The organism is Arenicella sp. 4NH20-0111, assembly GCF_040366405.1.
Taxonomy (GTDB): Bacteria; Pseudomonadota; Gammaproteobacteria; order Arenicellales; family Arenicellaceae; genus Arenicella.
Genome location: NZ_BAABWF010000006.1, coordinates 247,073 through 263,490 on the forward strand (window position 1 = coordinate 247,073; position 16,418 = coordinate 263,490).

Here is a 16,418-nt window from a genome sequence, read left to right on the forward strand (position 1 = left end):
TTAGTAAGCCAATATCAAATTGGCAAGTACAGAATAGGGTGTCTTATCTCCGTAAAGATCCACGAAGCCTGACCCTGGGTTCAAAACAGCTCCAGATAGGCGGAAAACGACATTTTGGGTTGCCAAAGGGCGCCAAATAAGGGCTGCTGAGAGATCTTGACCAATGTTCTTACGAATATTAGTTTGGTTTCTCGCAAGTTCTAAACTGGACGTATCCTCAAACCACATTTGGTTAAGGTTTAGTGATAAGCGGGTTTGAGGTGTAATATCAAAATCAGCGCCTAAACCAAAAAGCGTTAACCCAGGGTTTGTAAAGTTTGATTGCCCAAGCTCTTTTGATGACCGTAATGACGGAATGATCGAATTACGACCATTGAGTGCAACGCGCCCTCCGCCAATTAATGGGACACCTTGGCGAATGAAAAATGCTGTATCGCCTCCTGCAAATTGCGGGTTTTCAAATATGGCATCAAACCCCGTTTCCTTATTGTCAAACGGGTTATCGTCACCGCTAGTATGAAGGAAAGACGCTTTTGCTCTTATCCAGTCGTAATCACGCGATAACTCGGCTGCAAAAAAGTACGCATCGATGTCGGTTTCTTCGTTAGTGAACACGCCATTGGATTGGTCTCCAAAAGCATAGTACGCTGAATAAGTTAGATTGTTGCGCCCGAAATGACCATCGCCACTCAACCCTAGGTAGGTGACATCGTAGTCACGACCTCGTTCGAACCCCAGTGAACTGGGCCTGGCTATGAACGAATTATCATCGAAGAAAAAGTCTTCAGCTTCACGATTTCTGTTGTGCGTGATCGACGCCTGAGAAACAAAGCCTAAGCTAGGGAAATCTTGCCAAAACAGGTTCGCGGTGAAAATGTCGTCGTCCCGAAGGGAGTCAGCAATGTCGTTCAGCCCGCTGTTTATTTCTTTTTCCATCCGCCGAAACCAGGCGAGATTATATTGGAAGATATTGTTATTACGAGTTCCAAACAAGCGCACGCCGAACTGGTTGTCTTGGAAAAGAAAACCTCTAAAGTCACTGGAAAACGGCTGAATTCCAATTCTGAAACTGTCAAAGTCATATCGATCAGATACATTTCTGATGTGATAGTCCCAAAACGCTCCTTGAATGCCGATGAAGCCTTCCGTTCGCGTTGTTCCCTCCGCGGGATCTGCTTTTAAAAGACCTAGTTCATCAACCACGGTGTGATTGATATTAAAGACAGTGATCAGGCGAAACTCATGATCTGGTGGCCTAAATACCGTATCTCCACGGTATAGGACAGTTTCGACAATGAGATTTTCGTTGATCAGGTATTGTTCGCCTTTACCGAGTAAGTCTAACTGTGACGCGTTTGATGTGGTTGCCGCACCGACTGGAACGGGAAATTTCCTTGGTTCATAAACGGTATCGGAAATGGCAGATAGGTTGAAGAACCAGTCTTTCCCTGGTTTGCCGAAAATTGGTTTGTCACCTTTAAGTGTATTGTTTCCGTTATAGGGATCCCACCAACGCTCTTCGTAGCCTAGGCTATCCACGATACGCCAACGATCGGGCACTGGTGCAGGGTCTGCCAATAAAATTGGACGCGGGGCGTCGAGTCTATTAGGTCTGCAATCTTCAGCTTCGTACGTCAACACTGGGTATCCGGGGCGTCGACGTTGGCGAACGGGAGTATCATTTGCTTGAGAGCATTCCTGAGCCTCAAACAACTCAGCTTTGCTTAAATCGGTGACAGATTCACTGCTAGGAGCTTTGTCTTCTTCGCTTGCGGGCGATGCGTCTGGCACAACGAGAGCTGGCAGGAACTGATTGTCTTTAGGGTTAGACTGCGAAGAAACGGACACAGGTTGCCCAATAATGGGTTTTGCGTTCCTAGACGTCGCCAATCGATCTGCAGAACTTTCGAGATCACATGACTTAGCTAGCTCAGGAGGGATTCCTTGTAAGTCACATCGACTGTCTTTGATCCTGTCCAGAGAATTAACCCAATAGTCGGTAATTGATCGTTGCGACGCATCATTATTAACGTCAGCCATTGTCGAATAGGAGCCCGAAATTGCGAAATAACGATTCGCTACGGAGCTGGATTCATAACAAAAAGCTTTTAGCCCAGTTGTGTTTGTAAAACCATCAGTCAGTCGCTGACACCGTGTTAGACCATAAACAGTTCCAATTTGCATTGTGTAGCGCTCATTGGGCTGCTGGGCAAGCCAAGAATAGCTCTGACCTAACGCTGAATTATGGCTATGTTCAGAGACGGTAGGTTCATTTGATTGTGCGAATGACGCGTGACAAGCAAGGGCAATCGCAGAAACCAACATAGGTTTTATGCGTTGGTGATCAAACCGTTTTTTTGTTTTTATGACGTTTAACATTATTGGATTGATGCGTTATTTGCCGTTACAAGGAAATGCTTCTGTTGAATCAATAAAGGGAGCTTGTGGGCAATTTATATATCGCAGCCGAATGCCTTGTGGTGACAACGTATCCGCTCGTATTGCCGGGTCCGCGTTATTGATGGCACCGCCGAGTTCAAGTCCCGCATTGTGCAGGCCTAAGAACGAAATCATGTCATCTTGATCAACGCCGTCCCCTGATACGCCTATGCCACCAATTAACTGTCTACCTCGGTAGATTGGAACACTGCCTGGAAAAATTTGGATACCATTGGGTAGATTTGGAATACCCGTACAATTATTAGATGGGGGCGCATTACTTAGTAAGCCAACGATGGCATTGAACACCAAGTCGAGTTGTAAGCCGACATTAAATGGGCTCCAATTTGCGATAGGCTTGCTGAATGGGCCATTGGGATTAGTGTCAATTCCATCTGGGTAGAAAGGCCTAGCCAAGTTTCCGCCGGCGCGATCAGAAAAGGCTATGCCGTCTGCTAATGCCGTGGGGCCAATAAATGCTCTCGCGGTATTGACGTAATGATGCAAGCCGCTGTTTATTAGAATCTGTCCGGCGTCTGGTCGAGAGAAAAAAGCCGCTGTACGCGCTTTTTGCAATGAAACGTCGGTGCCGAAAATCGGTGCATCCGTTGTTCTTGCAATTCCAAGGATGACACCATTGCTATCAACGATCGATACCGTTACACGAGCGCCGGAATCAGCGGGGTTTCGTATTTGAGCTCGTGATCTGTAAGCAATGCGTAAGGCATTAGAAATTAACACCCTTACTTCATTCGCTGTTAGCGCTCCTTGATCTGTTCCCGCTCGCGGTGTAAATCGTTGGCCTAATACTACCGCTGGAACGCCAAACTCATCGGTGGCCACAAATCCGGATTGGGGCGTGCCAAAGGGAACGCCGCGGCCAATGCCTCCGATCAATGAACCGCCACTTAAAGGCGCGACCGCGTTTGATCTAAGGTCCGAGATCTTAGCGTCTGAAAAACGAACTATTTTACCGTCGAGGCTAACTTGTCTGAGGGCGATAGGTGCATCAAAACCGCGCGTTCCGGACAGTGCAATTAATTCATCTACATCGCTGTCAATATCGGAAATAGATGTATCAACAGAGTAAAGACCATCAGCAATAACACCGATGCCTCCGACGACTTGTCCATTTTTATAAAGAGGAAAACCTCCGGGATCCGCGGACAAACCTAAAGGAGACAATTTGGGCCCTTGACGCTTGGTTTTAGAGATTAAATCCGAACAACCCAATTGACTGAATTGCACGCCGAACAGAGGGCCAGCAGGTTGATTGAACTCTCCAGGGTTGAAGTGTTCTTGAACAATTTGGCTGGCAACTCGTGTGCTAAATGAATTTCCGCCACTTGAAAGATAGTTACCGGTAACGGCTTTAGAAAGCGCCGCGAACGTCGCTGGAACGGTCGCTCCGTCGAGCCCCATTCCTTGGACCGTTGCTTTACCTGAGGTAACCGTTACTTGTTGCTGAGTGCCACTCATTTGATAGAGACCGAGTGCATTGCCTGATCGATCGACAACAGCAATCGTGGCAGGGCTGTTTCTAGCTTGTGCTTCAGCCACCGCTCTTCCAAGAATCTGACGGACGTCATTTTCGGTTAAAACTTCTTGCGCGAAGCTGGTAGACAGAGAGCTTAATATCAATGTCGACAGCGTTGTGAAACGCACTAAGCTAAGTTTATATAGGGGTGATCTCATACTATGTTTCCACAAAATTTATTAGATACATCTTACTGTTCAGTAGGACTTTGTTTTTTGTTTTTGTTGATTCACTTCTATTTTTCTACGGAGAAGACGGCGCCGAAATTGTTTGAGAATTCGCTAGCGTCGTGCTCTGGTGTGCATCGTGCGCACGGTTAATTTTATTCATGGCTGACTCTGTTGGGCCGCCCCAAGGTTTCTGTTCGGGTAAATGAAAGTCGTGGCAACCAATGCAGGTTGTGGGCAGTTTACTTTCGTGTGTTCGTGATCCGGTATGACAACTTTCACAGTTGGGTAGGTCCGGCATGAGAACGTCACTTGCTGAATCAGACGAGGTTGCACTATGACAGCTAGCGCAGTTGAACGTTTTGTGACTAAAATGATCAAAATCAGATTTAGGCATCCAGTTCGTGGTCAAACGTATTGGGTTGACGCGCCATTTTGAAAGGTGCTTCCCACTGTCGTCAATGCTGATTTCATGGCACGTTTTGCAGGTGGTTCGCTCGAATATCTCTTCAGCAATGCTCATCGCCTTTCCCCAAGGACTGGCTAAGTTTTGGGTTTGTTCTACACGCCTATCCACGGTTTTTCCGGGGCGACGAAGCATAAACTCCTTAACTTCTTGTGGGGTCGGCTCTCGGCCTAATTCGGCCAGCAAATATTGGCGCGAATAGTATTCTTCCAGGGTGAGAATCACCGTGTCTGGATCGCCATGCGGCACGACTCGATCTGGCGCTTGCTCGTCGAACACCATGGTATGGCAATCACTGCAATGATTTACCATATTAATTGGTTGCATTAGTTTGCCTGCGTCATCATTCAAATGACAACTATTGCATTGCAACACTCTCTGGCCTTCAGGGGCATCGATGCCTTCAGGAACCAAATGTTTGTCGTGCGGAAAGACTAGATTTGATTTTTCCACGGGGTTGCTTGCAAGCTCTACTCGTTTTATCTTCCAAGCAGTTTGGTCTAGAGTTCCCTCAGGTTCCAACATGGAAACTTTGAAAGAAGGGTGTGGGCTTTTACGGTTCGATCGTTGTTCTTTGCCGAAACTATCGACATCAATCAGATCCGTATTCGCTACGCCAGTTTCGGCCATGTCGCTGTGACAATTTATGCATAACTGATCGTCCTGCCTGACAATTTGCAGTGGCTTTTCATGTTCTAAGTGACAGCTGGCACAGCGTGAGCCTTCCAACTTTTCGACATCGTGTTTATTGATATCAAAATGATGATTTGTGGCGGCATGGCAGCTTAGACACGTGTTGTCTTGCACGACCTCAAAGCCATTAACATGGCACGCATCACAGTTTTTATTGAGGTCTGGTATTTGATGTGGAGGAGATAAATCACCAGAAATCCATGAGTTGTCAGAGGGCAGTGGCGAGTTTCTCAATGTCGTCGCCAGATCTTTACTCGTGAGGCTCATCAACGGGATGATCAAAAACAGAGCGAGTATGCCCACAAACAGCAGCCAAGAAGGCCAGCGTTTGCTCAAGCTGGTTTGCTCTAGAGAAACTTTATATTCTGAACTTGGTTTATTTGGATCAGCCATGACGTGCTACCAGTAGTAGAAAACAACAATTATGTGCACGCTGAGTGCGGCTAGAAGGCCAAACGAAAGCGGCACATGAAAGTATAACCACACTTTCAATAAGCCTCTTATTTGGACATCTCTTCGAATGCGGGACAACAAGGTTTGCTTGGCCGCAAAGTTAGCCAAAAGGCTCTGGATCAATCCCGACTCGGTGCTATTTTGAGTCTGTGAAAGCCGTTCGGCAAGTACGGTAATAATTCGTTCTTGATTCTTGTTTTCGACGCTCTTCCCTTTGGGCCCGCCGGGCAGCTGCATGGTAGAGGTGTCAGACGAACGTAGTTGTTGCCACCAGCTACCACCGATGCTGCACCCTAAGACAGCGCTTTCAATGAGCTCACTTAAATTTGCGCCCTTAGCGTCTTTTATACAGCGGTCGTCTATTTTCTGGATCTGCTCTAGAAGCCCGTCCAGAGTTTCGCCTGACCGATTGCTTGTCATTAGATTAGGGTAGCGAATATAAGTGTAAATCCCAAAGAAGCCACTCAGGATAACAATCACCATCAAGACGTAAGCCAAGGTGTGAATATTGCTGCCAAACTGAAGACCGCAGTGTAACGTCGCGATTAACAGTAACGCGGTGCCCAAGTACACGTGGGCCGAGGTCCAGCCTTGTACAGTACCCATGTTTGATGAGTAGCTGCGTTTGCGGACTCCCAACAACATTAGCCAAACAATCAAGAGTGCGCCGATTGTACCTAAGGTATAACCCAGCCATGTGCCCCCGTTTGCTGAGTTAATCGGTTGATGCATGTAATAAGCCAAAGCAGAAGCCAAGCTTAATATCGTTGCGACCCAAAAATAGCGGCCGCCTTTGTAGTTTGTGATTGATTGATACACGATTATTTTCTATTTGTTGTCGTTAACCAAATCGCTGACTCACTAACTCAACGAACTCTTTCGGATTGAAACGTTTTGCGGCTCCGGTTGGGCACGCGCGCACGCACGCTGGGCCTCCTTTAAGATCTTTACACGCATCACACTTGACGGCTTTCTTAACATCGCTGTCGCCGCTGTACTCTTTTCCACCAGGCCCTGGGCCCTTGCCCGTCAACAGCCAATTAAGCAAGTTTGGCTTTGGCGCGGGATTCTTCTGCAATGAAATAACGCCATAAGGACAGTTTCTGACACAATTGCCACATCCAATGCACGCTTCTTGATCGATATACACTTCGCCATCTGACGCACGATGAATCGCATCAGGAGGGCAGTCTTTCATGCAATGAGGATGTTCGCAGTGCCTGCAGGCGATTGGCACATGAAGGTCAGCAAAGGATTCGCCAGCCTCACGATTTAATCTTGAGTTCCCGTCATGAGACTCGGCGCACGCCTTTTCGCAGTTGTCGCACCCTACACACAGGGCTTCATCAATTAATAGAACATCCGTTCCTTCGCCTAAGCCTTCACTCATTAAAAAGGACATTAGCTCACCACCTTTAGGTTGAGCCTCCATCCGAGCTTCTACTGTTAAGCGGTCGCGCATATGCTCTTGGACTTCGCTTTGCATTGTTTGTTCTTTCTCAAGAAGCGTTAAAAACGACTCCTTGCTCAAACAGATAGTTTCGGTTCGCACATTCGCACGCGCGGTATCCGTTCGTTTACCTTCACCCAGCGCTCCGGTTTCACCAAAGTAATGTCCAACAGGCATATAAGAGGTAATAATCTCTCGGCTATTGCTTTCTTTTATTGTAGTGACTGATCCCAAGCGTATTAAATGGACTTCGTCGCCCTCATCGCCTTGACGATAGATGTCTTCGCCTGCGTCATAAAGTCTGAGTTCAGAATTATCTATTACTTCGGAAAGCTCAGCGTGCGCTGTATTGGGCGTAAATTTAGAATGGATGGCTCGCAGCATGAATGCGCCGTCAAGTGTCCTTTTAACCGAATCTACTGAGTTTTGTAACTTAACCATCGTTCTACGTGGCGTTTCAATTACCACACAGTTTTTCCCGGCATACACGGTGGCGGTACGCCGCCGACCTGAAATTAAGCTTTGTTCGCCGAAGAAGCCTCCCTTATTGAAATGAAACTCGCCCACACCCGGGAGCTTCACGTAGGCGTTACCGTCTGCAACCACAAAGAACGTGTCGGTAAACTCTCCTTGAACGCAAAGAGTCTCACCCTCCGGCACGAGGCGTACACTGCTGTCGAGAATAAATTCTCGAAATGCCAGTGGGTTAATATCTTCGTAAAGTGGCGAAACATTCTGTAGATAGACTAAAATTTCAGCAACGGTGTTGTCGTAAGGTAACCCTTCAAATGCTTCAACTAGCAAGGGGTGATCAGCGGGCTCGATGTCGTTCCCTCTGATATATTCCACGACCTCATATCCTTGGTTCATCGCTTGCTTGATCAGGGGATAGCCGCCAAGAGCGCCAATGATGTACATCCCGGGAACATTCGATTCGTACTGGTTACTTAATTCAGGTAAAGCCGACGGACTGTCATTCGGAAACTCGATGCCAAAGGATTCAACCAAACCCCGTTGCGGAATTGCACCCAAGCGCGCGATGACGCGGTCAATCGGAACCGGCTTTTCGCCAGTTGGCGTGCTCAGGTTAAAAATATAGCGGCTTTCGTCATCGGGGTTTTCTTCGATGCGTGCGGGGTTAGATTCGTAGTGACACTCGATAAGACCATCGCTGATGTGCGACATTATCAAATCAAGATTACCTTGTTTAGCACGAGCAAACTCGTCCCTTCGATTGATAATGTGTACGGTGTTGTTGGCCGCCAGTCCGACCGCGTTCTCAATGGCAGCATCACCCGCGCCAACGATCGCGATGCGTTCTCCCTGATATTCATCTGGGTCATCGAGTTGATATTGTACGTGTTCAAAATCAGCGCCAGGGCAGGGGAGCTTTCTCGGATTCCCTTGAACCCCAATACCTAGAATGATGTGTTCTGCTTTGAGTTGATCACCATTAACTAACGTAACTAAGAAGTCTCCTTTTTTACCTTCTATGGATTTAACTTCTGCTCGATAGCGGATGTTTGTGTTGGTTTCTGTAAGTCCATCTACCCACTTATCTAAAATGTACTCTCTGGTACCCGCTTTGAATTCCAGCGGGCTACGCAATGGCAGCCTGTTAGGAGTATCCATTACGTGTTTGCCTTTCTGGTACTTTTGAATTGTGTTCGAATGTTTGGGCGACGCCTCTAGCAAAATATGAGAGACACCTAATTCTGCCGCATGAGCTGCCGCACTCATTCCGCCTGGACCTGAGCCTACAACAGCTATTTCAAACTTCTCCATCTAATCGCTCCATTAAGCAATTCAGTTTCTTTTTTTATTCCATGACGGATCGCTACCCTAATCAATACCCTTCTTGAACCGTGTGATTTTTTGCCTTTTCACTAAAAATCTTTGCCCTGATTCGAGACAGATAAAAAACGACCCACTCACATATTTTTGACCTTGAGACCATACTAATGCAAACTTTTGTTAAATTAAAGTTAATAATCCAAACAGACTAGTTCAAACTTTACTTTAGCCTCTTGTTTGACTTAGTTGTCCGCGGGGTTCAGAATTTGAAATTGGTCGCGACGATAAGCGCTTGTTGTTTTTGGTCTATCGTTATCGTTTTTAGCATATAGTACAGAACTGAAAGTACAGAACTAACCGATACATGTTTTTACTAAGGAATAGTTTGAAAGACGGGTTTTTATCAAAATGAAACAGAGCTGTTTGTTGTTCCGAAAATTATCGAAATTGAAGCAGAGCCTCAAGGTAAATGCGGGTTTTACGTTGTCACATGGATCACTGCTTTTTTTAGTCGCACTTTTTATTACGTTCGATAGCCAACAGGGTTTCGCGCAAACCGGAGCCAAGCATCTTGGAGTAGCAAGTTGTTCTGCCAGTACATGTCATGGCAGCAATGTCAGGTTTGCGGATTCGAACATTCTTAGAAACGAGTTTAGGGTGTGGAATGAGAGCGATCCCCACGCCAGAGCTTTTTTGACATTGTTGTCAGATGACTCTAAGAGAATTGCTAAGAATTTGGGGGTAGAGAGCGCGGAAGAATCTGCATTGTGTTTGGGGTGTCATGCCGATAGCGTGTTGCCCGAACAACAAGGGGAACAGTTTCGTGTTTCCGACGGGGTTGGTTGTGAAGTTTGTCATGGAGCGGCAGAGGATTATTTGGATTTGCACACCAATGGTGATCACCAGCAAAACTTGAAAAATGGACTGTATCCCAGCGAGGACCCGCACGCACGAGCGCAGCTGTGCGTATCGTGTCATGTTGGAAATGATTCTAATCGCAAAATAACCCATGAAATTATGGGGGCAGGGCATCCTAGGCTTAGTTTTGAGCTGAATACGTTCAGTAGTATCCAGCCAGCGCATTATCTGGTTGATCAAGATTACGTAGAGCGAAAGGGCGCAATCACAGAATTGCAGATCTGGGCCATGGGGCAAGTGGTGGCGGCGGAGCGCTTTTTGGAAAATGTAGTGAGCTTTCCTAAGTCCGGTTTGTTTCCTGAGCTTGTCCATATGGATTGCTTGGGATGCCATCAAGAAATGAGCAAAATAACGTGGACTCAAAACCCTCTGACTAAGTTGCCAGCTGGGTCGCTTCGCTATAATGACGCCTACCTCATGATGAGTTATCAAATTGCAAGCGCTGTCATGCCCGAATCGGCTTCAAGCTTGTTAGCCGATATAAACGAATTTTTAAGCCTTCCTAGTGATGCCAGATTGTTGGAGGCCACCACTAAGTTGAAAGGCCGTTTGGCTGAGATTCGACTCAGTTTGACCGAAAACCCCATAAAAAATAAGCAGGGATTGAGTATTCTGTCTGAGCTGATAGACGTTGGATTAGCCTCAAGTCATCGAGACTACGCTGCCGCAGAACAGTCAGCAATGGCGATTAACTCAGTTCTCAAAGTATTGGATGCTGAAAACGAACTGACTGATACTAAGCGCGAAGTGGTTGTCGGCGTTAATGAGCTGTTTGAAAGTTTAAACGATGCAAACCGTTATCGGGCTGATGAATTCGTGAGGGGGCTTAAAAAAGTCCGTTCACTGCTTGATCATTAAGCCGGAAGAGCGGTGCCGGTTAAGCTGGCGTGTTGTGGATTGGCTGGTCTATAATTCAACGTAACCAATGGCTCAATATTGATTCGGTGTTGAGCAATGCATAAGTAAGCAAAGAACCGTTGTTGGAGAAGTTAGTTGAGTACACTAGAAGCCTTTGTAAGCGGCCTACCAAAGGCTGAACTCCATCTGCATATAGAGGGCAGTTTGGAGCCCGAGCAAATGTTTGAGTTTGCTCGTAGAAATGGCGTTTCCTTGCCCTATGAATCGGTAGCCGACATTAGAGCGGCGTATGAATTCTCAGACCTCCAAGATTTTCTGGACATCTATTATACTGGCATGAACGTTTTGTTGACTGAACAAGACTTTTACGAACTGACCGAAGCCTACCTGCGAAGGGTCGCCGGTGACGCTGTGCGCCATGTTGAAATATTCTTTGATCCGCAGGCCCATACCTCTAGAGGTGTTGAGTTTGAGACGGTAATCAATGGTGTGACCCGCGCCCTAAAGTTCGTGGGGCATGAGTTGGGAATCAGTTCCAAATTGATCATGTGCTTTCTAAGGCATCTCAGTGAAGAAGACGCCTTCAACGCGCTAGCAAGCGCTGAGCCCTTTCTTCATATGATTGACGGTGTTGGACTGGATTCGTCTGAGCTAGGTCACCCCCCATCAAAGTTTGCTAATGTTTTTTCTAGGGCAACCGAACTTGGTTTAAAAAAAGTGGCACACGCTGGAGAAGAAGGGCCAGCGGAGTATGTCTACGAAGCCATCGATATACTCAAGGTTGATCGTATTGATCACGGTAATCGTAGCTTGGAGTCCGAGGTGTTAGTGAAACGACTGGCTGAAGAGCAAATTGCGCTGACTGTGTGTCCATTGTCTAACTTAAAACTTCGAGTTGTAAGCAGACTGCAAGACCACCCAATGAAGAGCATGCTTGATGCCGGGTTGCTTGCAACGATAAATTCCGACGACCCTTCCTACTTTGGCGGATATATTAATGATAACTATACAAGATTGGCTACCGCGCTCGAATTGACTGAAGGTGATCTGGTGCAATGCGCAAAGAACAGTTTTACAGGATCCTTCTTGCCCTCTGAGAAGGTGAAGCAATTTCATTCAGAGATTGATTCTTACGCAAGTCGGAAACACACCTAACCTTTTAATGCCCACTTAAATTCGGGAGAGACACGATGAATGATAAAGCGATGATGGCAGCGGATCTGTTACAGAGAGTCATGGAGACTGCGAAAGCGGCCGTGCCGGACTCTATTTCTGAAGACATGCGAACCAATGTAAAAGCCGCGATTCAAGATGTGATCAAGGATTTGGATGTTGTGACGCGAGAAGAGCTTGAAGTACAGCAAGCCGTTCTATCGAAAACCCGGGCAAAAGTGGATGAAATGGAAAAAATCATTGCTAAGTTGGAAGAAAAACTCAGTTGAATGATGGGTCTTCAGGGCTGCAATTAGGACGAAATCGATAAAACGAAGTTTAACGAGCAGATCTGTCGCCAAGCTAACTCGGTAAGAGAATGTAAATCCGTAGATCAATCATTGATTTGATTTGCGGCCACGTTAGAAGAAGCTGCTCAAAGTTGAGCCGCTTTTTTTTTGGCATATCAATTGAACCGCCGCATCTATTGATCTAATTGCACGAAAACGGTGCCAATTTTAGTTAAATACCCACTTTTGCACTAGCATGGTGCCTGTATGACTGATAAAACCGACAATACTGCTTAAAAACAGTGCGTAAAAGTTGGCACGCTTTGTGCTTTTAGTTTGGGGACGGATTGATAGTACCGTTTGCTATTAACAATTAGAAAGAGCTCACGCATCAAGTGAGTATTCAGAAATTACGAGAGGTAATTGAAAATGAAAATGAAGCAATTTGTATTAAATGGGGTTGCGTTGGCAGTTTTGGCGGGTGCGTCATCAGCTCAAGCTGGGGATATTGAAGCAAATGTTTCTTTGGCTACTGACTACGTGTTTCGTGGTTTCTCGCAAACCAATGAAGAACTCGCCATTCAAGGTGGTTTTGATTATGGTTTTGACAACGGATTCTACATTGGAACATGGGCATCGAATGTTGATTTCGGATCAGACACGTCAACCGAATTAGATTTATACGGTGGTTACGCATTTGATCTTGCTGAAGGCGTAAGTCTTGATCTTTCGTACATCTATTTCAACTACGCAGGCGAGACCGACGGTCTTAACTATTCGGAGTTTGTTGCAAGCTTGGGTTTTGGCGATGCGTCTTTAGGTCTCGTTTATTCACCTGACTATTTTGGTTCTGATTCAAGCGCCATCGTGTTAAACGGCGATTACTCATTTTCTCTTGCAGAGAACTGGAGCTTAGATCTACACGTAGGTTACACAAAGACTGACGACGAAGGCATTGCGGTCGATGGCGATGACTACATAGATTACTCAGCAGGTGTTAGCACCTCTGCCGGTGGTTTAGATCTTGCTCTTACTTTCTACGGAACTGATGTAGATGACGTAGATATTGCTGATAACCGAGCGGTATTTTCAGTCAGCAAATCATTCTAAGTTAACTTTGTCAGAGGCGTAATTCTTACGCCTCTGTACTCACATTTTTTACAGATTGCTTTGGCCCAAAATGTGGTCAGGGGAGAGTCTTGCCGACCCAAAAGCAAAACACCAACCGAGGTAAATAATGAAATTAATCACAGCGATTATTAAACCATTCAAGATCGATGACGTTCGCGATGCATTAGCTGGCATTGGAATTCAAGGTATGACTGTAACCGAAGTTAAAGGTTTTGGGCGTCAAAAAGGCCATACAGAACTGTATCGCGGTGCTGAATACAACGTCGACTTTATGCCAAAGATCAAGATTGAAGTGGCCGTAGCTAACGATCTACTTGATCAGACGATTGAGGCTATTTCAGAAGCCGCGAATAACGGCAAAGTAGGGGACGGCAAAATATTTGTTGTCGAGCTCGATCAAGTTATTCGTATCCGAACCGGTGAAACCGGCGAAGAAGCGATTTAGTTTTTAACCCAGATTCAAATTAAAACAGAGAGACAACATCATGGAAAATCAAGTTTTTCAATTGTCGTACGCCCTCGACACGTTCTATTTCCTTATTTGCGGCGCACTAGTAATGTGGATGGCGGCTGGCTTTGCCATGTTAGAAGCAGGCCTAGTTCGTTCTAAGAACACGACCGAAATATTAACTAAAAATGTGGCGCTTTATGCAATCGCATGCACCATGTATATGGTTTGCGGTTACAGCATTATGTACCCTGAGCTGGGAAGCTCTTTATTGAGTGGTATCACGGGTGATGGCGTAGCAGGAGCCGCTGAACCAGCTACCTATGCACCGTCTGCCGATTTCTTTTTCCAGGTGGTGTTTGTTGCCACAGCCATGTCAATTGTTTCTGGTGCGGTTGCTGAACGAATGAAATTGTGGGCTTTCCTAGCATTTGCGGTAGCGATGACGGCTGTTATCTACCCAATGGAAGGCCGATGGACTTGGGGTGGCGAGTCAGTGTTCGGGCTCTATACTCTTGCTGATTATGGTTGGTCTGACTTCGCCGGTTCTGGCATTGTTCATATGGCTGGTGCAGCTGCTGCGCTTTCTGGTGTGATATTCCTAGGCCCACGTGCTGGTAAATACGCGGCTGATGGCAGCCCACGTGCAATACCTGGTGCAAACCTTCCTCTAGCCACATTAGGCACATTCATCCTTTGGATGGGCTGGTTTGGTTTCAACGGTGGATCCGTATTAGCAACAGCTTCGGTTGAAAGCGCTAACTCAGTAGCGGTTGTGTTCATGAACACCAACGCAGCAGCAGCAGGCGGATTGATTTCTGCACTTCTTGTAGCTCGAGTATTGTTTGGTAAAGCGGATCTAACGATGGCGTTAAACGGCGCGTTGGCTGGCCTTGTTGCTATCACGGCTGAGCCCTCTACGCCAACTCCGGCGATCGCAACGTTGTTCGGTGCGATTGGTGGTGCAGCGGTTGTAGGTTCAATTTTGATGCTTGATAAACTGAAGATAGATGATCCAGTTGGCGCAATCTCTGTACACGGTGTTGTCGGTATTATTGGTCTTCTACTTGTGCCTGTCACCAACAGCGATTCATCTTTCTTGGGTCAAATAATCGGTGCACTAACGATCTTTGGTTGGGTTTTCGTAACCAGCTCAATTGTATGGATCGCGCTGAAAACGATCATGGGACTGCGTGTCTCTGAAGAAGAAGAGTTCGAAGGTGTTGATATGTCAGAATGTGGCATGGAAGCTTACCCAGAGTTTACTAACTAATAACTCTTACTTAGCTGTTAAATAATTGTTATTTAAAAGACTATAGAGTTAAACGCTCACGAAGGTGTCACTGACAGTCTCGTGAAGTGGTTGAAAAGGCGACTAGCAATAGTCGCCTTTTTTGCGTTCTGTATCTCGCAGGCGGTCATTGATTTGTGATCGGCAGAGGCATCACTAAAACAAACAGTTGGCGCAATAATTAACATAGGTTATGATCCATGAATACTCATTCATTAGATGAATAATTGTGAATCTATCAAATATCGATCTGAATTTACTTGTTTACTTTAGCGTTTTACTTCGCGAAGGAAACGTCACTAAAGCGGCGGAACACCTGGGTCTTAGTCAGCCTGCAATGAGTAATGGTTTGCGAAGACTGCGCAAGGTATTTAATGATCCATTGTTGGTGAGAACATCCAATGGCATGATGCCCACCGATAAAGCAAAAGAGCTTCAGCCACTAGTACAAAATGTGTTGTCGCAAATTGAGCTATTCGTGCAGCCGACCATTGAATTTGACCCGACCAATTCACGACGTCTCTTCAGAGTAATGGCGAGCGATTACGCGGAAACCACTTTGTTACCCAGAGTGCGTTCAAGAATGGCGGTAGAAGCGCCTGATACCGCGCTGGACATTCTGACGCCCAGCGATGTTACTTTTCAAGATATTGAGCTTGGTAATGTCGATTTGGTTATGAATCGATTTGACCAATTACCCCAATCTTTGCATTTGTCGGTTCTCTGGAAAGATGATTTTTCGTGTGTGATGAGGCAAGACAACCCGCTGCGCGAAGGTTTTAATTTTGATAAGTATCTCAAAGCCAATCACGTGTGGGTTAATAAAACCGGAATGGGCGTTGCCACCGGTGTTAACCCTGATGATGTGCAAAAATTAGGCTGGGTAGACATAGCCCTGGATGAGCTGGGAAAGCGTCGAAATATATCAGTCTATACACGGCACTATATTTCCGCCATTCAACTTACGCAGCAGCAAGATCTGGTCGCCACCGTTGCCACTCGATCTACGCACCTGGTTGATCACTTTGACAATTTAGCAATCATACCGGCGCCATTCGAGATACCAAGTATCGAATTGCACATGGTTTGGAGTCCGTTGCTTCATCACAATATTGCACACAAATGGTTTAGAAACGTAATCCGAGAAGTCGCGCAGGAAATTCAGGCTGAAGAGGCTGCCGGTTGATGGTATAGTTTTTTGAATGTGCTTGTCTGCGCTTGAGCCCTCCGCTGGGCTTACGTAAAGACGAGTAAACGGCACAATGGATGTGCTAAGTCGACGTCTATATTTGCGTTGGCAAATTTAACGATTAGGTTAGGCTTTTTACAAG

At 46.2% G+C, this 16,418-nt stretch carries 12 protein-coding genes; 7 read left to right on the top strand and 5 right to left on the bottom strand.

Features of this window, described 5'->3' with window-relative positions; translation table 11 throughout:
- From ABWW54_RS13935 to ABWW54_RS13955, 5 genes are all read right to left on the bottom strand, one after another.
- On the bottom strand, positions 1 to 2,379 hold the full coding sequence (locus tag ABWW54_RS13935) for a hypothetical protein (RefSeq protein ID WP_353412989.1): 2,379 nt from the start codon (positions 2,377 to 2,379) through the stop codon (positions 1 to 3).
- Between the two features lie 15 nt (positions 2,380 to 2,394).
- Positions 2,395 to 4,134, bottom strand: a complete 1,740-nt coding sequence (locus ABWW54_RS13940) for a GlcG/HbpS family heme-binding protein (protein ID WP_353412991.1) — start codon at positions 4,132 to 4,134, stop codon at positions 2,395 to 2,397.
- 85 nt (positions 4,135 to 4,219) lie between these two features.
- Positions 4,220 to 5,695 carry a cytochrome c3 family protein gene (locus ABWW54_RS13945; RefSeq protein WP_353412993.1) on the bottom strand — a complete coding sequence of 492 codons (1,476 nt, stop codon included), beginning with the start codon at positions 5,693 to 5,695 and terminating at the stop codon, positions 4,220 to 4,222.
- Positions 5,696 to 5,701: 6 nt separating this feature from the next.
- A complete protein-coding gene (locus tag ABWW54_RS13950; protein WP_353412994.1) occupies positions 5,702 to 6,574 on the bottom strand; it encodes a hypothetical protein in 873 nt (290 codons plus the stop codon).
- A gap of 22 nt (positions 6,575 to 6,596) precedes the next feature.
- Positions 6,597 to 8,990, bottom strand: a complete 2,394-nt coding sequence (locus tag ABWW54_RS13955) for an NAD(P)-binding domain-containing protein (protein ID WP_353412996.1) — start codon at positions 8,988 to 8,990, stop codon at positions 6,597 to 6,599.
- 417 nt (positions 8,991 to 9,407) lie between these two features.
- Between ABWW54_RS13955 and ABWW54_RS13960 the strand changes: the two genes are divergently transcribed.
- From ABWW54_RS13960 to ABWW54_RS13990, 7 genes are all read left to right on the top strand, one after another.
- Complete coding sequence (locus tag ABWW54_RS13960; protein ID WP_353412998.1) at positions 9,408 to 10,775, top strand: multiheme c-type cytochrome; 1,368 nt, start codon at positions 9,408 to 9,410, stop codon at positions 10,773 to 10,775.
- Positions 10,776 to 10,910: 135 nt separating this feature from the next.
- The gene (locus ABWW54_RS13965; RefSeq protein WP_353413000.1) at positions 10,911 to 11,930 is read left to right on the top strand and encodes an adenosine deaminase; all 1,020 of its coding nucleotides are present in this window, start codon (positions 10,911 to 10,913) and stop codon (positions 11,928 to 11,930) included.
- A gap of 35 nt (positions 11,931 to 11,965) precedes the next feature.
- Positions 11,966 to 12,217, top strand: coding sequence for an accessory factor UbiK family protein (locus ABWW54_RS13970; protein WP_353413001.1), 252 nt, complete (start codon positions 11,966 to 11,968; stop codon positions 12,215 to 12,217).
- Between the two features lie 435 nt (positions 12,218 to 12,652).
- The gene (locus tag ABWW54_RS13975; protein ID WP_353413003.1) at positions 12,653 to 13,327 is read left to right on the top strand and encodes a TorF family putative porin; all 675 of its coding nucleotides are present in this window, start codon (positions 12,653 to 12,655) and stop codon (positions 13,325 to 13,327) included.
- A 127-nt stretch (positions 13,328 to 13,454) separates the two neighbouring features.
- Positions 13,455 to 13,793 carry a P-II family nitrogen regulator gene (gene glnK, locus ABWW54_RS13980; protein WP_353413005.1) on the top strand — a complete coding sequence of 113 codons (339 nt, stop codon included), beginning with the start codon at positions 13,455 to 13,457 and terminating at the stop codon, positions 13,791 to 13,793.
- Between the two features lie 40 nt (positions 13,794 to 13,833).
- On the top strand, positions 13,834 to 15,069 hold the full coding sequence (locus ABWW54_RS13985) for an ammonium transporter AmtB (RefSeq protein ID WP_353413006.1): 1,236 nt from the start codon (positions 13,834 to 13,836) through the stop codon (positions 15,067 to 15,069).
- 247 nt (positions 15,070 to 15,316) lie between these two features.
- The gene (locus tag ABWW54_RS13990) at positions 15,317 to 16,273 is read left to right on the top strand and encodes a LysR family transcriptional regulator (protein ID WP_353413008.1); all 957 of its coding nucleotides are present in this window, start codon (positions 15,317 to 15,319) and stop codon (positions 16,271 to 16,273) included.
- Positions 16,274 to 16,418: the final 145 nt, after the last annotated feature.